The 18457-nt window shown below is 60.7% G+C and carries 15 protein-coding genes; 13 read left to right on the top strand and 2 right to left on the bottom strand.

Annotated features, from left to right (window positions below; all coding sequences use genetic code 11):
* Window positions 1-129: 129 nt before the first annotated feature.
* Window positions 130-948, bottom strand: coding sequence for an IclR family transcriptional regulator (locus tag WBP53_RS10295; protein ID WP_423928585.1), 819 nt, complete (start codon window positions 946-948; stop codon window positions 130-132).
* 20 nt (window positions 949-968) lie between these two features.
* Entirely contained in the window at window positions 969-2207 is a 1239-nt protein-coding gene (locus tag WBP53_RS10290; protein ID WP_423928583.1) for an acyl-CoA dehydrogenase family protein, read from the bottom strand.
* A 250-nt stretch (window positions 2208-2457) separates the two neighbouring features.
* Between WBP53_RS10290 and WBP53_RS10285 the strand changes: the two genes are divergently transcribed.
* The 13 genes from WBP53_RS10285 to WBP53_RS10225 form a co-directional block, all read left to right on the top strand.
* On the top strand, window positions 2458-3174 hold the full coding sequence (locus WBP53_RS10285) for a 2-phosphosulfolactate phosphatase (protein WP_423928581.1): 717 nt from the start codon (window positions 2458-2460) through the stop codon (window positions 3172-3174).
* A complete protein-coding gene (locus tag WBP53_RS10280) occupies window positions 3171-4226 on the top strand; it encodes a phosphotransferase (RefSeq protein WP_423928579.1) in 1056 nt (351 codons plus the stop codon). The genes WBP53_RS10285 and WBP53_RS10280 overlap by 4 nt, the downstream gene beginning before the upstream one ends.
* Window positions 4223-5020, top strand: coding sequence for an alpha/beta fold hydrolase (locus WBP53_RS10275; protein WP_423928577.1), 798 nt, complete (start codon window positions 4223-4225; stop codon window positions 5018-5020). The genes WBP53_RS10280 and WBP53_RS10275 overlap by 4 nt, the downstream gene beginning before the upstream one ends.
* Window positions 5021-5056: 36 nt before the next feature.
* Complete coding sequence (locus WBP53_RS10270) at window positions 5057-7138, top strand: 3-hydroxyacyl-CoA dehydrogenase NAD-binding domain-containing protein (RefSeq protein ID WP_423928575.1); 2082 nt, start codon at window positions 5057-5059, stop codon at window positions 7136-7138.
* Between the two features lie 130 nt (window positions 7139-7268).
* Entirely contained in the window at window positions 7269-8447 is a 1179-nt protein-coding gene (locus WBP53_RS10265) for an acetyl-CoA C-acyltransferase (protein WP_423928573.1), read from the top strand.
* 4 nt (window positions 8448-8451) lie between these two features.
* A complete protein-coding gene (locus WBP53_RS10260; RefSeq protein ID WP_423928571.1) occupies window positions 8452-10278 on the top strand; it encodes an acyl-CoA dehydrogenase in 1827 nt (608 codons plus the stop codon).
* A 157-nt stretch (window positions 10279-10435) separates the two neighbouring features.
* Window positions 10436-10915 (top strand): MaoC family dehydratase, encoded by a 480-nt coding sequence (locus tag WBP53_RS10255; RefSeq protein ID WP_423928569.1) that lies wholly within the window; start codon window positions 10436-10438, stop codon window positions 10913-10915.
* 14 nt (window positions 10916-10929) lie between these two features.
* Entirely contained in the window at window positions 10930-12105 is a 1176-nt protein-coding gene (locus WBP53_RS10250) for an acyl-CoA dehydrogenase family protein (protein WP_423928567.1), read from the top strand.
* Between the two features lie 10 nt (window positions 12106-12115).
* Window positions 12116-13237, top strand: a complete 1122-nt coding sequence (locus tag WBP53_RS10245; RefSeq protein WP_423928565.1) for an acyl-CoA dehydrogenase family protein — start codon at window positions 12116-12118, stop codon at window positions 13235-13237.
* A 61-nt stretch (window positions 13238-13298) separates the two neighbouring features.
* Complete coding sequence (locus WBP53_RS10240) at window positions 13299-14081, top strand: SDR family oxidoreductase (protein ID WP_423928563.1); 783 nt, start codon at window positions 13299-13301, stop codon at window positions 14079-14081.
* Window positions 14078-14986, top strand: coding sequence for an SDR family oxidoreductase (locus WBP53_RS10235; protein ID WP_423928561.1), 909 nt, complete (start codon window positions 14078-14080; stop codon window positions 14984-14986). Before WBP53_RS10240 ends, WBP53_RS10235 begins: the two co-directional genes overlap by 4 nt.
* A gap of 366 nt (window positions 14987-15352) precedes the next feature.
* Complete coding sequence (locus WBP53_RS10230) at window positions 15353-17890, top strand: TonB-dependent receptor (RefSeq protein WP_423928559.1); 2538 nt, start codon at window positions 15353-15355, stop codon at window positions 17888-17890.
* Between the two features lie 196 nt (window positions 17891-18086).
* The coding region (locus WBP53_RS10225) for a DUF6597 domain-containing transcriptional factor (protein ID WP_423928557.1) at window positions 18087-18457 on the top strand (371 nt) is incomplete at its 3' end.

Here is an 18457-nt window from a genome sequence, read left to right as displayed (position 1 = left end):
GGCATGTCGCGCAGTTGCAGGGACGAAGGCGCTCCCCAGTTGTCACAGATGATGGCTTTCATGGATTTCCTTTTGCTTGCAATGCTTGTTTACGGCGCCCTGGCCGTCGGAACGGCCAGGGACAGCTGACTAGAATCGACCATCCGTTCGCTCGAAAACGGTATTGCGCAAGGCGACCAGTCGTGGTCCAAAGTCGTGGATGAGCTTTTCGCGCGTCATCACCGAGAGCCGACCACTGCAGTTGAATGCCAGGATGCGACTTCGATCGGCGGAGACCATCGGCACGCCAACAGCAAACACGTCGGGATTCCACTCGCCCATGGAAAAACAGAATCCGTAATTCTCGTAGTCCTGGCGGGCGCGTACGATACCGGCGCGAATTTTCGGCCACAGGCTGGCCTCGCAATCCTGCTCAAGTGTGCTCAGGTGCTGTTCGAAGAGCTCCAGTGGACGCGCGGCAAGATCGGCGCGACCAAGCGCTGTCGTGCCGTGCGGCACGCGTGCCCCGGGATCAAGCTTGAGGTGGAATGTCGAGTCACCCTGGCAGACCTCGAGCACGACCATGCGCATGCCATCCGCCGCACCCAGCATCACCGCTGCCTGCGTGTACTCGGCAAGCTCGCGCATCAGCGGTTGGGCGATAGTGACGACATCATGGGTTTTCATGAACGCATGACCTAGCGAAAGGACGCCCGGGCCCAGCGAATATTTTTCGAGCTGCGGCGAATACTCGAGGTAGCCAAGCGCGGACAGCGTGAACGTCATACGCGATACGGTTGGCTTGGGCAGGTCGGTGCGCCGCACGATGTCCTGGTTGCCGAGATACTGTTCGCCATGCTCGAAGCAGCGCAGGATGGAGAAGGCGCGCGCCACCGAGTTGATGAATTGTGGATGATCTTCCTTGACCGTATGTCCGTAGCTGCCGACTGCGCGTCGTGGATTTCCCATTGTCGTTCCGTAGCCTCTGCTCAGTTGACCGAACTGGATGGCATCGCATGCCTTGCCAGCTCGAGTCGCGCAATGCTGGCGCGATGTACTTCATCCGGACCATCGGCGAGTCGCAGCGTGCGCACTGCGGCATAGGCATGGGCAAGGAAGAAGTCGCCGCTGACGCCGGCGCCGCCATGTGCCTGGATAGCCCAGTCAATGATCTGCAAGGCCATGTTCGGAGCAACGACCTTGATCATGGCGATCTCGCTGCGGGCGGCCTTGTTGCCGACCTTGTCCATCATGTCCGCAGCCTTCAAGGTCAGCAGGCGAGCCTGCTCGATCATGCAGCGTGACTCGGCGATGCGTTCATGCCAGATCGAGAAATCGCTGATCTTGCGGCCGAAGGCAACGCGCGAACTGATCCGCTTGCACAGGGCTTCGAGTGCGCGTTCGGCGACGCCGATCGTGCGCATGCAGTGATGGATGCGGCCCGGACCCAGGCGGCCCTGTGCAATCTCGAAGCCGCGGCCTTCACCCAGCAGGATGTTCGAAGCCGGCACGCGCACGTTGCTCAGGCGGATCTCCATGTGGCCATGCGGTGCCTCGTCGTAACCGAAAACCGTGATTGGCCTGATGACTTCGATTCCCGGCGTATCCGCAGGTACCAGGATCATCGACTGTTGGCGATGCCGTGATTCGTCGGGATCCGTCTTTCCCATCACGATATAGATCTTGCAGCGCGGATCGCCGGCACCCGATGAGAACCACTTGAGCCCGTTGATCACGTACTCATCGCCCTCACGCCGGATCGAACATTCGATATTGGTCGCATCCGAAGAGGCCACGGCCGGCTCGGTCATCAGGAAGGCCGAGCGGATCCTGCCTTCAAGCAACGGCTCCAACCATTCCTGCTTTTGCTCTTCCGTGCCATAGCGCTCGAGTACTTCCATGTTGCCGGTGTCGGGCGCGGAACAGTTGAAGATTTCCGGAGCCCACATCGTGCGCCCCATGATTTCGCAAAGCGGTGCGTATTCGAGATTGGAAAGCCCTTCAGGAGCGCGCTCGGAGCTCGGAAGGAACAGGTTCCACAGCCCTTGCGCACGCGCTTCGGCCTTGAGGCCCTCGAACAGACTGACCGGCGTCCAGGGCTTCCCCGCAGCACGGTTCGCGGCGACTTCCTGCTCAACCCGCGACTCGTTCGGCGTGATGTGGCGATTGATGAAGGCCTGCAGCTGCAGCCGCATTTCCTCGACCTTTGGAGAGTAGGAGAAGTCCATGCGTCGTCCTGAATGGGAAAGGATAGTATTTCGACATACGAAACTGTGTTTCGATACCATGAAAATACTAGGCGCGTCTTCGCGGATGCGCAAGTCGTCGAGCGTACTCAGCAATGCTGCGTCGCAACAAAGATGGCGGCTGAATTTGACCGGCTTGTGTGAGTTCGAGCGGCGAGCTAGAGTGGATACGAATGGAGAAACTCTATTTCACCATACGAAACTCTAGCCATCCAGTAGATCTCTCACGCACATGCCGAAACTTCACGTCCTGCTGAAACGGGAAGAGCTCGACCCTGCCCGGCTCGATGGCAAGGTCATCATCGTGCTCGACATCCTGTTCGCGACCACGACGATCGTGCATGCGTTCGCGCAAGGCGCTTGTCGCATCCATCCGGTGCGTACCCCCGAGGAAGGCCTGCAGGTCGCGGAGCGCGTCGGCCCCTGTCTGCTGGCGGGTGAACATCTGGCGCAGGCCATACCCGGCTATGCACAGGCGACACCGATGGCTCTGGCCAGGTTCGGCCTCGAAGGTGTCGAGATCATCTATTGCACCACCAACGGAACCCAGGCCCTGGCTTCGGTGGCGCATGCCGGACATGTCTATGTGGGTTCGATGCTGAATGGAAAGGCGCTGGTCGCCCACGTTGTTGCACAGCATGCTGATGCTTCGGTGCTGATCATCTGTTCGGGCTCACTGGATCGCTTCAATCTCGAGGATTTCCACGGCGCGGGTCACCTCATCGCCCATTTCACCGACACTGGCAATTACGCAATGACTGATACGGCATTTGCGGCCCTGCACGCCTATCGCGGCAGCGACACACGCAGCGCCCTGCTGAATTCACGGGTCGGCCAAATGATGGCCGAGCATGATCTCGTTGCCGAGATCGACTACGCCAGTCAACGCGATACGCTGGACACTGTTCCCACCATGATCGACGGGACGCTGGTGAGGATCCAGTCATGAGTTCCGACAGCACCCGCCACGACATCCCATTCGCAGTCGATGCGCTCCAGGTCTATTTGCGCGAGCGCATCGAAGGCATGCAGGGAACACTTCGAATCAGTCGATTCAAGGGCGGGCAGTCGAACCCGACCTTCCTGATCGAATCCCCCACGCATCGCTATGTACTGCGGTCGAAACCCGGACCGGTTGCCGATCTTCTTCCATCCGCGCACGCCATTGAACGCGAGTACCGCGTGCAATCGGCACTGGCTGGCAGCGAGGTGCCGGTCGCACGGATGTTCTGCCTGTGCGAAGACGAAACGGTCATCGGTCGCGCGTTCTACGTCATGGAACATGTGGATGGCCGGGTGCTCTGGGATCAGGCATTGCCGGAATCGAGCAAGACCGAGCGCGCTGCGATCTACGACGATTTCAATCGCGTGATCAGTGCCCTGCACAAGATTGATCCCGACGCGATCGGAATTGGCGACTACGGCAAACATGGGGACTACCTGGCCCGTCAGATCCGGCGATGGTCAAAGCAGTTTGCCGCCAGCCAGACCATTCCCATCGCCGCCATGGACCGTCTGATCGAATGGTTGCCCGCGCACCTTCCGGCGGAAGACGAACGCGTCGCCATCGTTCACGGCGACTGCCGGCTGGACAATCTGATCTTCCATCCGACTGAACCGCGCATCCTTGCCGTCATCGACTGGGAGCTGTCGACACTGGGCAGCGCCCAGGCCGACTTCGCCTATCACATGATGAGCCGGCACATTCCGCGAGGCACCATGCGCGGGCTCGGTGGCGTCGATCTCGAGGAACTCGGCATCCCGGATGAGGCGTCATACGTCGCCGACTACGAACGCCGCAGTGGACGCAAGGTTTCCGGGGACTGGAATTTCTATCTGGCCTACAACCTGTTCCGTCTCGCCGCGATCTGCCAGGGCATTGCCAAGCGTGTTGAAACCGGCACGGCAAGCAATGCGCGAGCCGCCGAACATGGTGCGATGGCAGCACCGCTGGCCGACCTGGGCTGGCAGTTCGCCCTGAAGGCGGGCGCTGAAGGATGAACGCAACAGCGACATCCAGACTGGCGCGTACCGACAGCTTCCTTGCCGATGATGGTATTCGCCTGGCGTACTTTCGCTGGGGATCCGAGGACGCCCGAATTCCCGTGGTTCTCCATCACGGGTTCGCAGCAAGTACCGAGGCCAACTGGGTCGGCACAGGGATGCTCGCCGCATTGCTCGAGGCCGGGCGCTCCGTCATCAGCATCGATGCGCGTGGCCATGGCCAGTCCGACAAACCCCACGATGCGGCCCGCTATGGCGAGGCGCGCATGGCGCGCGACCTGATCGGACTGATCGACCACCTCGACATTTCAGAGTTCGACCTGTTCGGCTATTCGATGGGCGCTGTCGTCAGCCTCATCGTGGCCAGCGAAGATGTCCGGGTGCGCCGCCTGATCATCGCCGGAGTTGGCGAGGGCGTGCTTGAAACCGGTGGCGTCGACATGCGGGTAATGGATCGCGAAGCGATCGTCGCCGCGCTGCTGACCGACGATCCTGCATCGGTCTCAACTCCCGGCGTCGCTGAGTTCCGCCAGTTTGCCGAGACCATGGGCTGTGACCTGAAAGCTCTCGCCGCGCAAGCCTCGCGCATGTTTGACCATTCGATCCCCCTCAACCGCATCGCCGCTGCGAGCATGGTGCTGGCAGGTGACAAGGACCCGCTGGCGAGGCATCCCGAACGCCTGGCTGCAGCGATCCCGCGCGGCCATTGCATCACGGTTCCCGGCGATCATCTAGGTGCAGTTCGCCAACCCCGATTCATCGAAGTCGCCCTCGAATTCCTCGGCCGCTGACGCCGACCCCATCCAACATTGAACGGAACAAGAACCATGCCCGTGCACAAGACCATCCAGGACGGCATTGCCGTCATCACCTTCGATCACCCCCCCGTCAATGGCTTCGGCATCGCAGTTCGCAGCGGTCTGGTCGAGGCCATTCGCGCGTCGATCGAGGACGCAGAGATAAAGGCCATGGTCATCACGGGTGGCGGAAAGATGTTCTCCGGAGGAGCGGACATCACCGAGTTCAATACGCCTCGGGCCGAGCAGTCACCGAATCTGCATGACGTGATCGCGGCGATTGAAGCCAGCAGCAAGCCGATCATCATGGCAATCAATGGCATGACCCTGGGCGGCGGACTCGAAGTCGCAATGGCCGGGCACTATCGGCTCGCCGCGAAGGGCGCCCTGCTCGGACTTCCGGAGGTGAAGATCGGCATCCTGCCCGGAGGCGGCGGTACTCAGCGCCTGCCGCGCGCGGTCGGCCTGGAGACAGCGGTCAACATGATCGTCTCCGGTGAGCCGGTTCCGGCCGAGCATCTTGCAGGCACGAAACTGATCGACGATGTGGTCGACGGCGACGTGGTCGCAGCAGCAGTTGCCTTCGCTAAGAAGGCAGCTGGCAAGGATGAGTTGCCGTTACTGCGCAAACTCAATGTCGAACACGAGAATGCCGAAGGCTTCCTCGATTTCGCCCGCAATGGAGTCGCCGCAATTGCGGGTCCGTTCCCGGCACCCATGAAGTGTCTTGATGCCATCGAGGCCTCGTTTCAGAAACCGTTCGACGAAGGCATGGCAGTCGAACGTGCCGGCTTCATCAGCCTCGTCACCTCGACCGAATCAAAGGCACTCCGGCATGCGTTCTTTGGGGAACGCGCAGCGAGCAAGATCGCCGATGTAGGCAAGGACATACATCCGCGCGAGATCAACAGCGTCGGCATCATCGGTGCCGGCACGATGGGTGGCGGCATCGCAATGAACTTCCTCAATGCCGGCATCCCGGTGACCATCGTCGAGACGAAGCAGGAAGCGCTTGATCGTGGCATTGCGACGATCCGCGGAAACTACGAACGCACGGCGAAGAAGGGCAAACTCAAACCGGAGCAGGTCGAGCAACGCATGGGCCTGCTGACGCCTACCCTGGCGTTCGATGATCTCGGCAAGGCCGACCTCATCATCGAAGCGGTATTCGAAGAGCTCGGCGTCAAGGAATCGGTGTTCAAGCAACTTGATGCCATCGCCAAGCCGGGCGCGATACTCGCCAGCAACACCTCGACCCTGGATGTCGACAAGATCGCTGCATTCACCAGGCGACCGCAAGATGTCGTCGGCATGCATTTCTTCAGTCCGGCGAATGTCATGAAGCTGCTCGAAGTCGTGCGCGGCGGGAAGACCGCCAGGGACGTGCTCGCGACCGTGATGGCGGTAGCCAAGGCCATTCGAAAGACGGCTGTTGTCTCGGGAGTCTGTGACGGCTTCATCGGCAACCGCATGATCGAGCAGTATGGCCGCCAGGCCGGCTTCCTTCTCGATGAAGGCGCGTCGCCGCAACAAGTCGACAAAGCCATGGAAAAATTCGGCTTTGCCATGGGCCCGTTCCGCATGGGTGACCTCGCCGGCAACGATATTGGCTGGGCCATCCGCAAGCGCCGTTACGTAGAAAAGCCTGACATGGTCTATTCAAAGTCGGCCGACCTGATTTGCGAAGTCGGTCGCTTCGGCCAGAAGACCGGCAAGGGCTGGTACGACTACAAGCCCGGCGATCGCACCGCCTATCCGTCTGACGAGGTGGCTGCGATCCTGGAGCAGAACACGCGTGCCCTTGGCCTCGACAAACGCACGATCAGCGACGAGGAAATCGTCCAGCGCCTGGTCTTCGCACTGGCCAATGAGGGCGCTCGCATTCTCGAAGAAGGCATCGCTGCCAAGGCTTCCGACATCGACATCGTCTACCTGACCGGCTACGGCTTCCCGCTGTGGCGTGGCGGTCCGATGTTCTACGCCGACACGGTCGGTCTCTACAACGTTCTCGCAACGATGCGCGACTTCGCACGCGGCTACCAGGGAGCGAGCTGGGAACCGGCACCGCTGCTGGTCGAGCTGGCCGAGTCCGGCAGGTCTTTTACAAGCTGATAGTGGCAAGACGCCAGATCATGAAATTGCACATCACCCATTTTCTCGTCATTCCAGCGCAGGCCGGGAGCGCTGTACATCACAGGGATGACGGCAACAAGAAACCCAAAACATCGAATCGAGGTTTATCGTGAAACAAGCCGTCATTGTCTCCACCGCGCGCACCGGCCTGGCCAAGAGCTGGAAGGGCGCATTCAACATGACCCATGGCGCGACACTCGGCGGCCATGTCGTCAAGCACGCCGTCGAGCGCGCTGGTATCGCTGTCGATGAAATCGAGGACGTGCTGATGGGCTGCGCCTGGCCGGAGGGCGCAACCGGCAGCAATATCGCGCGCCAGATTGCCTTGCGTGCCGGCTTTCCTGTCACTGTTCCGGGCGCGACGGTCAATCGCTTCTGCTCCTCGGGACTGCAGACGATTGCCATGGCCGCGCAGCGCGTCATCGCCGGCGAAGGCGAAACCTTCGTTGCCGGTGGCGTTGAAAGCATCTCCTGCGTGCAGAACCATGCCAATCTGCACATGATCACCGAAGGCTGGCTGAAGCAGCACAAACCCGAGGTGTACTGGTCGATGCTGCAGACCGCCGAAACCGTGGCCAAGCGCTACAAGATCGATCGCGAGCGACAGGATCGCTACGGCGCGGAAAGCCAGATCCGCGCAGCCGCTGCCGCCGCTGCCGGCAGGTTCGACGACGAAATCGTGCCGATGACGGTCACCGCCGGTTTTGCCGATCCGAAAACCAAACGGCTTGGCACCCATGAAGTGACGATCGCGGCCGACGAGGGCATTCGTCCCGATACCACCTATGAGGGCGTATCGAAGATCCGCACCGTATTCCCTGGCGGAGTCATCACCGCCGGCAATGCCAGCCAGTTTTCCGATGGGGCCTCGGCGGCCGTGATCATGGACGCCGATGTCGCGCAGAAGCGCGGCATCAAGCCACTGGGCATCTTCCGCGGATTCGCCGTGGCAGGATGTGAACCCGACGAAATGGGCATCGGCCCGGTGTTCGCGGTTCCGAAACTGCTCAAGCGCGCGGGCCTCAAGGTCGACGATATCGATCTCTGGGAACTCAACGAGGCATTTGCCGTGCAGGTGCTCTATTGCATGGACACGCTTGGCATTCCGCACGAGCGCATCAACGTTGATGGCGGCGCCATCGCCGTCGGTCATCCGTATGGAGTCAGCGGCGCGCGCCTGGTCGGCCACGCTCTGATAGAAGGCAAGCGACGTGGCGCCAAACTCGTCGTCGTGACCATGTGCATCGGTGGTGGCCAGGGTGCCGCCGGTTTGTTCGAGGTCGTCTGAAACCATGAACGAGCTGTTGCTCTCGCGCCGCGATGTGGATTTCCTGCTCTACGAGTGGCTGGATGTCACCTCGTTGACGGCGGCCGCGCGCTACGCCGATCACAATCGCGAAACCTTCGATGCCGTGCTTGACACCGGTTCGCGCCTGGCAACGGAATGCTTCGCACCGCATTACCAGAAGTCCGATCGCAATGAGCCGCAATTCGATGGTGAGAAAGTCACCATCATTGACGAGGTCAAACCGGCGCTTGAGGCATTCGCCTCAACCGGGCTGATCAGCGCCTCGATGGACTACGAACTCGGCGGCATGCAGGTGCCCAAGGTTGTCGAATTCGCTGCATTGGCCTGGCTTTACGCAGCGAACGTCGGCACCAGTGCGTACCCGTTGCTGACCATGGGCAATGCGCACTTGCTGCTCGCGCATGGCACGCAGGCGCAGATCGATGCCTTTGTCAGGCCCGAACTGGAAGGACGATTCTTCGGCACCATGTGCCTGTCCGAGCCGCAAGCCGGATCGTCGTTGTCGGATATCACGACGCGCGCCGAACCTGATGGCGATTCTCCTTTCGGGCCGCGCTATCGCATTACTGGCAACAAGATGTGGATCTCCGGTGGCGACCACGAGCTGTCGGAAAACATCATCCATCTCGTGCTGGCCAAGATACCGGACGAAAACGGCAAGCTGATCCCCGGCGTCAGGGGAATCTCGCTGATGCTGGTGCCGAAATTCCTTGTCAACGAAGACGGCAGCCTCGGCGAGCGCAATGACGTCCAGCTTGCCGGCATCAACCACAAGATGGGTTACCGCGGCACGGTCAATTGCCTGCTCAATTTCGGTGAGGGCACGCGCTGCAAGCCAGAGGGCAAGGCCGGTGCGATCGGCTACCGGGTCGGCAACCTGCATCAGGGCCTGGCGTGCATGTTCCACATGATGAACGGTGCACGCATCGGTGTCGGCATGGGTGCGGTTGGGCTCGGCTATACCGGATACCTGCACGCACTCGACTATGCGCGCAATCGCCCCCAGGGACGTCCGATCGGTCCTGACGGCAAGGACCCGACCAGCGCGCAGACCAGGATCATCCATCACGCCGATGTCCGGCGCATGTTGCTCGCACAGAAGTCCTATGTAGAAGGCGGACTCGCATTCAATCTCTATTGCGCTCGCATCGTCGACGAGGCCGAAGTGGCGTCCGATCCGGTCGAGCGCGCACGCCTGACGCTGCTGCTCGACCTGCTCACGCCAATCGCCAAGAGCTGGGCGTCGCAATGGTGTCTTGCTGCCAATGACCTGGCCATCCAGGTGCACGGAGGCTACGGCTACACGCGTGAGTACAAGGTCGAGCAGTTCTATCGCGACAACCGGCTCAATCCGATCCATGAAGGCACCCACGGCATCCAGGGTCTCGATCTGCTAGGTCGCAAGGTTGTCATGCAGGATGGTGCGGCGTTCAATCTCCTTGCCGGGCGCGTCATTGCAACATTATCGAAGGCGCGCGAGCGCGAGGTTCTGCTCGACTACGCCGATTCGCTGGAGGCCAGGTTCCAGCGACTGTCCGAAGTCACCGTGCAGCTCTGGGCTGCAGGCGATGCAAACGTCACCCTGGCCAATGCCAGTGTCTACCTCGAAGCCTTCGGGCACATCGCCATTGCCTGGATATGGCTTGAGCAAGCACTTGCCGCTGATGGGAAGAGCGGTGATTTTTACGATGGCAAGCGCGCGGCGGCACAGTATTTCTTTCGTTGGGAGCTGCCGAAAGTCGACGCCCAGCTCGATCTGCTCGCCAGTCTCGACCGCACCACGCTCGACATGCAGGACGAATGGTTCTGATGAAGCTCCGCTCGAAAGCAACTAGCGCAACGCTGAGTAGGCCGTCATTCCCGCGAAAGCGGGAATCCAGTTCTTGTTTTTGTCCGTGCAAATCAATACCGGAACTGGATCCCAGCCTTCGCTGGGATGACGACTCCAAACATAGGACGTCATCTCCATGACCACTCCCCGGATCATCAAGGGGCTCGATGAACTCGCGGCCTGGATCGGCAAGGAGGTTGCGGTCAGCGACTGGCTGCTGATCGACCAGGCACGCATCCGGGCTTTTGCCGAAGTCACCGAGGATCACCAATGGATCCATCTTGATGTCGAACGGTGTCGGCTCGAATCGCCGTACAAGGCGCCAATCGCCCACGGCTATCTGATCCTGTCGATGTTGCCGTCGATGTTCGAGTCATGCATGCAGATCCATGGCCTTGTCATGTCGATCAACTACGGCCTGGACCGTGTGCGACTGCCTTCACCGGTGATAGCCGGTCAGCGCATCCGCGGCCGACTGGCGCTGGAAGCGCTCGACGCCGTCGCCGGCGGCATGCAGGCGCACTGGGCAGCCACTATCGAAATCGAGAACGGCACCAAACCAGCCTGTGTCGCGCAGATGCTGGCGCGCTACTACCCCTCGCCCACACCAAACTGAAGCAGAGCACTCATATGGATCTCGCATTCAACCAAGAAGAGCAGGCTTTTCGCGAAGAAGTTCGCGCCTTCCTGCGCGACAAGTTGCCAGAGGACATTCGGCAACGCGTGCATCTCGGTGACCACAGCTGCATCAAGGCTGACGTCACGAACTGGCAGAAAATACTCCACGCGCACGGCTGGGGTGCACCTGCATGGCCGGTTGAGTTCGGCGGCACCGGCTGGAGCAAGGCGCAGCAATTCATATTTGAAACCGAATGTTCGCTGGGTGATGCCCCTGTCCAGTTGGCCTTTGGCGTCAAGATGGTGGCTCCGGTCATCATGCGATTTGGCAGCCCGGAACAGCAGCAACGCTTTCTGCCGCGCATTCTTGCTGCCGAAGACTGGTGGTGCCAGGGCTATTCGGAGCCCGGCTCTGGCTCCGACCTTGCATCATTGAAGACCAAGGCTGAACTCGATGGCGACCACTATGTCGTTAACGGCCAGAAAGTCTGGAACACCCTTGGGCAATTCGCCGACTGGATCTTCTGCCTGGTGCGAACCGATGCCAGCGGCAAGCCACAGCGCGGCATCTCGTTCCTGCTGATCGACATGAAGACTCCCGGCATCAGCGTGCGCCCGACGCGCCTGCTCGATGGCAGCTACGAGGTCAACGAGATCTGGTTCGACAACGTACGCGTTCCGGTCGGCAACCGAATCGGCGACGAAAACTCAGGCTGGACCTACGCGAAGTACCTGCTTGGCCACGAGCGAACCAACATCGCCGGCATCGGGGCCAGCCAGCGCGAACTGCGCCGACTCAAGCAGATGGCTGCCACGATCAAGCGCAATGGCGTTCCGCTGATCGAGGATGCCGTATTCGCCGTACGCATCGCCCAGGTCGAGCTCGAACTGAAGGCGCTGGAGATCACCAACCTGCGCGTGATCTTTGCCGAAGCGCAGAACCATGCGCCAGGTCCGGAGGCCTCCATCCTCAAGATCCGCGGCACCGAGATCATGCAACGCATCACCGAATTGCAGGTCGAGTCGCTGGGTGCTCGCGCACTGATTGCCGATTCGCCTGACCACGATCTTGGCGAAGATATTCCACGCGCTGCCGAGGCGTATCTCAATCAACGCAAGCTGACGATCTTTGGTGGTTCAAACGAAATCCAACGCAACATCATCGCGCAGATGATCCTTCAGGTTTGACGGAAGCCCCATGGACTTTTCATTCAACGACGAACAACAGATGCTGCTCGATACGACGCAGCGATTCCTTGCCAGCGAGTACAGCTTCGAGCGGCGGCAAATGCTGCTTGAATCCGACGAGGGCTGGTCACGCGAAATCTGGATGCAATTGGGCGAACTCGGCCTGATTGCAGTGGACATTCCCGAAGCCGATGGTGGCATTGGTGCGGGTCCGGTTGGCGTCATGCTTGTTTCGCAGGCGGTCGGGCAGGGCTTGCTGCTGGAGCCATTCCTCTCCAGCGCCATCGTGGCGACCCAGGCAATCGTGCAATGTGGATCCGATACGCAACGTGCTCGCTGGCTACCGGGGATGGCGACTGGCGAATGCATCAGCGTGCTGGCCCATGATGAAGCCGGCGCCGGGCTTGATGTTTCGCGAATACAGACGCGCGCCACGGGCAGTGACACAGGCTGGACCCTGAGCGGAACCAAGAGCGTCGTCTATCACGCGCCGATGGCGAACTGGTATCTGATTTCGGCTCGCCTCGACGATGGAAGCCTGGGACTGTTCGCGGTGGCAGCGAAGACCGCTGGCATCAGCGTGCGCGAGATGCGCACCGTCGATGGGCAGCGTGCGGCGGATATCGCACTCGACAACGTGGTGCTGGAATCGGATGCGCGTCTTGGTGGCGACGTGTCCGATGCGCTGGCCCTGGTCATCGATCGCGGCACTGCAGCGCTGTGTGCCGAGGCGTTTGGCGTACTCGACCGCATCCTCAAGGCAACCATCGAGTACAGCCGTTCGCGCAAGCAATTCGGCATGCCGATCGGAAGCTTCCAGGCATTGCAGCATCGCATGGCCGACATGCTGATTCAGTTCGAGCAGGCGCGCTCGATGATGTACCTGGCAACCGAAAGCTGCGCCGGCGCGGACGCCGCCATGCGGCGCAAGTCCATCTCCGGAGCCAAGGCGCTGATCGGCCAGGCGGCACGCTTCGTCGGACAGCAGGCCGTGCAATTGCATGGCGGCATGGGTATGACCGATGAGCTGGACATCAGCCATTGCTTCAAGCGCCTGCTGGCCTTCGAACTCCGCTTCGGCACGACCGATGAGCATCTCTCGAACTACCGGCTAGGACTGCAGGGAGAGTGAACGGCATGCGCCCGATGGCCGGGCCATGCTGCCCCACGACTGAATAGAGGAATTGCACGCCATGAGCGCAGCACGAAACATGTTTGATCTCGACGGACGCACGGCATTGATTACCGGCGGATCGCGCGGACTCGGCCTGCAGATGGCCGAAGCCCTGGGCGACTACGGCGCCAGGCTGGTCATCTCGGCACGCAAGTCCGATGAGCTGGAAGCGGCGCAAGCCCATCTCAAGGCGCGCGGCATCGATGCGGACTGGGTGGTGGCAGACGCCGGCAAGGAGGATTCGATCAACTCGCTGGTTGATGCCACGCTGGACAAGCTTGGCCATGTCGACATCCTCGTCAACAACGCCGGCGCGAGCTGGGGCGCTGCCGCCGAGGACTATCCGATCGAGGCCTGGGACAAGGTATTCAACTTGAATATCCGTGGCCTGTTCATTCTTACCCAGCAGATAGCCAAACGTTCGATGATCGAACGTGGCAGTGGCCGCATCATCAACATCGCATCGATTGCCGGATTGCGCGGCAATCCGCCTGGTGCAATGAAGACGATCGCCTACAACACGACCAAGGGCGCCCTGGTCAACTTCACGCGTACGCTTGCCGGCGAGTGGGGGCCTTATGGCATCACCGTGAATGCACTCGCACCGGGCTTTTTCCCGACCAAGATGTCCAAGGGACTGATCGAAAACATGGGCGCCGATGCCCTGATCAACTTCGCACCGCTGCGACGCCTTGGAGACGAAGAGGATCTCAAGGGCGCAACGTTGCTGTTCGCTTCCGATGCCGGCAAGCACATCACCGGCCAGATCCTTGCGGTCGATGGCGGAGTATCGGCTGTATGAGCATCGAGGACTTCAACGGAAGGGTTGCCGTCATCACAGGTGCCGGTTCGGGTTTCGGGCGTGAATTCGCCCTGCTTGGCGCCGAACTTGGCATGTCACTGGTCCTCGCCGACGTGCAAGCCGAAGCGTTGCAGTCGGTGGTCGGCGAACTCGAATCTCGCGGAACCCGCGTACTCGCCCGCGTTCTCGACGTTTCCGACGCGGCCCAGATGGACGCCCTGGCCGATGACGCGGAAAAGCAGTTCGGTGACGTGCATCTGCTGTTCAACAATGCCGGTGTCGGTACGGCGGGACTGATCTGGGAGAACAGCGTCGCCGACTGGCAGTGGACTCTCGGCGTCAACCTCTGGGGTGTCGTTCACGGCATGCGAGCGTTTGTTCCGCGCATGCTTGCAGCAGCCGCTGCATCGCCCGGCTATCAGGGGCATGTCGTCAACACGGCTTCAATGGCCGGTCTGCTCAATCCTCCGGCCAGCGGCGTCTACAACGTATCCAAGAGTGCCGTGGTGTCGTTGTCGGAATCGCTGCATCACGATCTTGCCCTGGTTACCGAGCAAGTCCATTGCTCGGTGCTATGCCCGTACTACGTGCCGACCGGAATCAACGAATCGCAAAGAAATCGTCCCGTCGGGTTGGCCAATGCCGCGCCGCCCACGCGCTCTCAGCGTGTTGCACAGGCGGCGATGGACAAGGCCGTCAAATCGGGCAGGATCAGTGCGGCCGACGTGGCGCGCATGACCTTTGATGCTGTTCGTGAAGGTCGCTTCTATATCGCCTCGCATCCCGGAGCCCTCGACGGTGTGCGCCAGCGGGCCGAAGATATTGTTGCACTGCGCAATCCGACCGACCCGTTGGCAGCTCGACCCGGCTTGCGCGAATCGATGATCGACGCCTTGCGCGAATAGAGCGGAAATGAGGCAATTGAACGGCATTCGGACCCTCACGGATCGCTCACCTCCCCCGAGCACGCGAAAGTCGGATGCAAACCTGGCCTGACAACGGCGCATTGGCGCATGCGGCATGCTGCAGGTGCCGCAAAATTCACCAAAAAAAGCTTCGCTCAAGTTTCATTTTCGTTAAATAGTCTGTGCTAGCTTCGTCGGAACAAGCCATCTACCTAGAAAACATGGCAATTCAATCTGCGAAACACAGTTTCGAAATTGGACGGGGTTCGTTGAAGCCGGAAAGAGGAAACACGTAGTCAGGCAGCCATCTTCCGGGTCGCGGGGATCGGGATTGTGGCTATTCGATATTTAGGGGAGGAACAATTCATGAAAGCAATCCAATTGGGTCGCCACGCTCTCGCGTGGTCGATCATCGTCGCCTTGGCTGGCGCGCCACTTTCTGTACTGGCGCAAGATGACTCGGAGCCGAGCAGGCCTGACATGACCGACGATGTCGCCGTTCTCGGCTCAACCGTCGTCACCGCTCAGAAGCGCGAGGAGCAGTTGCAGGACGTGCCGATCACGATGAACGTCGTGCCCAAGCAGCTGCTTGAAGACGCTGGCGTTCGCGACATCAAGGATCTGCAGATCCTGGTATCCGGCCTCAGTGTCACCAGCACCGGAAACGAAGCGCAGACCGTTGCACGCATACGAGGTGTTGGTACGGTCGGTGACAATCCTGGCCTTGAATCGTCAGTCGGCGTCGTCGTGGACGGCGTTTATCGTGCGCGCACTGGCGTCGGCTTTGGCGATCTTGGCCAGCTTGAGCGCATCGAAGTGCTCAAGGGCCCCCAGGGCACGGTATTCGGCAAGAACACCTCGGCCGGCCTGATCAACATCATCACCCAGGCGCCACTGAATCTCCGGGAAACCACGGCCAACATCACCGTCGGCAACTACGGGGCAATCGGCGTTGATGCCAGTTACAACGATCAAATTGGCGAGAATTCAGCTTTCAGCATTTACGCGGCAACGCGGCAACGCGACGGCTTTATCGACGTCAATACTGGCGTGGGTCCTCGTACCAAGACCGATGACGTCACCCAGGATTTCAACTCCGTGCGCGGCCAGCTCATGCTGCGTCCGAGCGATACGGTCGATATCCGCATCATTGGCGACTACTCCACGCGCGATGAATACTGCTGCGTCGGCGTAACCACCGTGCGCGGGCCGACCGCCGCCATCGTGAATGCCCTGGCAGGCGGCAATGGCGTGATCGCGGTAGCGGATCCGGATGAGCGCCTCGCCTTTGCCAACCGGGACACCAACCAGGAAATAACCGATCAGGGCATCTCCGCCGAGGTCAACTGGCTGTCCAATTGGCTTGGTGGCTCGACCTTCACCTCGATCACCGCGCTTCGCGGCTGGGATGCCATCAGTGGCACCGATATCGATTACAGCGGCGCCGACATCGCCTACCGCGTCGGCTCGAAAGACGAGGGCTACGTGGATTTCGAGACCTTCAGCCAGGAGTTCAGGCTGACCGGTTCGACCGAGTCCGTCGACTGGATGTTCGGCATGTACTACAGCGACGAGGACCTCACACGCAATGAGTCGGTGACCTCGGGCAGCGCCTACGAGCCGTACCTGTCGATTGCCCTGATCAACAATGTCGCCAGCCTCTTTCCGCCAGGCATGATCGACACGAGCAATCCGGCTGCATTTCTTTCGCAAGCAACCGGCCTTCCATACGGAACGCTTTACACGGGCCAGGGTTCGCTCGACCGCTACAAGCAGAACGCCAAAGGCATCGCGCTCTTCACCAATGAAACCTTCCACGCAACCGACGCGCTGGACCTGACTGTCGGCCTGCGCTACACGAACGAGAAGAAGAAGCTCACCTCGAACTACAGCAACCCCAACGGCTCCACCGGTTGCAGTGCCGCACTCGGCGATCCGGCCCAGCTCGGCGCAGCTCTGGTGGCGCGTGGCGTACCCGCATCGGTCGCGCCATCCGTCATTCCCACCCTGGTCGGCTTCATGTGCCTGCCATGGGCCAACCCGTTGCACGATGGCCGCAGCACACAGCAGGAAGAGAGCGAATCGGAATGGTCGGGAACCTTCAAGGCCGCCTATCGATGGAACGACGAGTTCATGACGTTCTTCTCGGCAGCACGCGGCTACAAGTCCGGCGGATTCAATCTTGACCGGGTGCAGACTTCAACCGGACTGAGCAGTGGCGGAGCCGGCATCTTCACGGTCGATGACACCTCGTTCCCGGGCGAGTTTGCCGACAGCTATGAACTTGGCTTCAAGTCGACGCTGGCTGACGGCAACCTGCTTTTCAACGCATCGCTGTTCTACACCGAGTACACCAATTTCCAGCTCAACAGCTTCCTTGGCACCAGCTATGTCGTGCGCTCGATTCCGGAACTGACGATCAAGGGTGCAGACCTGGACCTGATCTGGAACACCGGCATCGAGGGCCTCAGCATGCAGGCGGGCGTCACCTATCTCGAGTCCAAGTACGGCAATGATCCGTTGCCGGATGCCGGCTTGGTGCTGATCCCCGGTGCACGCGGCGGTTTTGCACCGAAGTGGCAGGATTCCGTGGCGATGACCTATGAGTGGCCGTTCTCCGACACCCTGATTGGCCGCGCAAATATTGCCGCGCGCTATTCGTCCGAATACAACACGGGCTCGGATCTTGATCCGGAGAAGCTGCAGGACGCCTACACGCTGGTCAATGCACGAATTGGTTTCGGCGCACAGGATGGCCGCTGGATGGTCGAGCTGTGGGGCCAGAACCTGACCGATGTCACCTATCAGCAGGTCGGCTTCGATTCGCCGCTGCAGACCGGCTCCTGGAGCGCTTTCCTCGGCGCACCACGGACCTATGGCATGACCCTGCGCCTGAAGTTTTGATCGCACGACTCCTCCCCGGCACGTGCCGGGGAGGAGCGCTCCGCTGGTTCGTCGATGAGCTTTCTGTGGCCCCGATGTCATGCGCAATGCAAGGCAATGGATAGCGCCATTTGCGACCGTGCGGCCCGCGCAACCCGGCAGCCGACTTCTGCGAGCAGCCTCCCTATAATGGCGCAACGCCGCAGCAGGACCTGATGTGGACGGTGGCAGCCCATCTCGCATCCAGTCATTGATCGAGGACAGCGCGCTCGGACGCTGGCGCATGGACGTGTGCCGCCCACGTGCCGCGCTGTCGTCGCTTGTCAGCCAACTCTGGTTTGGCGAAGGCCAGATCCGCTATCGGCGCGACCGGATCCTGCCCGGTGGCGGCAGTTTCCTGCTGATCAATCTCGGCCCTACCCAGTACCGAATCGAAGCCGGCCCGCCCGAGCAGCGAATTGCATTTGACGATATCTGGTTCTGCGGACTGCACCAGACACCGATCGAGACGGAAGTCCCGAATGGCTCGATCCTGCTCGGTGTCGCCTTCCATGGACTCGGAGTGCGACCGTGGCTGCACGTGGATGC

It is taken from the genome of Dokdonella sp., assembly GCF_049593775.1.
Lineage (GTDB): Bacteria > Pseudomonadota > Gammaproteobacteria > Xanthomonadales > Rhodanobacteraceae > Dokdonella.
This window is presented reverse-complemented; position numbering and strand designations above follow the sequence as displayed.

What these genes read in the sequence shown, in the direction of transcription:
- WBP53_RS10295 (WP_423928585.1), bottom strand. Translation starts at nt 948, where the DNA reads ATGGGAAATCCACGACGCGCAGTCGGCAGCTACGGACATACGGTCAAG.
- WBP53_RS10290 (WP_423928583.1), bottom strand. Translation starts at nt 2,207, where the DNA reads ATGGACTTCTCCTACTCTCCAAAGGTCGAGGAAATGCGGCTGCAGCTG.
- WBP53_RS10285 (WP_423928581.1), top strand. Translation starts at nt 2,458, where the DNA reads ATGCCGAAACTTCACGTCCTGCTGAAACGGGAAGAGCTCGACCCTGCC.
- WBP53_RS10280 (WP_423928579.1), top strand. Translation starts at nt 3,171, where the DNA reads ATGAGTTCCGACAGCACCCGCCACGACATCCCATTCGCAGTCGATGCG.
- WBP53_RS10275 (WP_423928577.1), top strand. Translation starts at nt 4,223, where the DNA reads ATGAACGCAACAGCGACATCCAGACTGGCGCGTACCGACAGCTTCCTT.
- WBP53_RS10270 (WP_423928575.1), top strand. Translation starts at nt 5,057, where the DNA reads ATGCCCGTGCACAAGACCATCCAGGACGGCATTGCCGTCATCACCTTC.
- WBP53_RS10260 (WP_423928571.1), top strand. Translation starts at nt 8,452, where the DNA reads ATGAACGAGCTGTTGCTCTCGCGCCGCGATGTGGATTTCCTGCTCTAC.
- WBP53_RS10255 (WP_423928569.1), top strand. Translation starts at nt 10,436, where the DNA reads ATGACCACTCCCCGGATCATCAAGGGGCTCGATGAACTCGCGGCCTGG.
- WBP53_RS10250 (WP_423928567.1), top strand. Translation starts at nt 10,930, where the DNA reads ATGGATCTCGCATTCAACCAAGAAGAGCAGGCTTTTCGCGAAGAAGTT.
- WBP53_RS10245 (WP_423928565.1), top strand. Translation starts at nt 12,116, where the DNA reads ATGGACTTTTCATTCAACGACGAACAACAGATGCTGCTCGATACGACG.
- WBP53_RS10240 (WP_423928563.1), top strand. Translation starts at nt 13,299, where the DNA reads ATGAGCGCAGCACGAAACATGTTTGATCTCGACGGACGCACGGCATTG.
- WBP53_RS10235 (WP_423928561.1), top strand. Translation starts at nt 14,078, where the DNA reads ATGAGCATCGAGGACTTCAACGGAAGGGTTGCCGTCATCACAGGTGCC.
- WBP53_RS10230 (WP_423928559.1), top strand. Translation starts at nt 15,353, where the DNA reads ATGAAAGCAATCCAATTGGGTCGCCACGCTCTCGCGTGGTCGATCATC.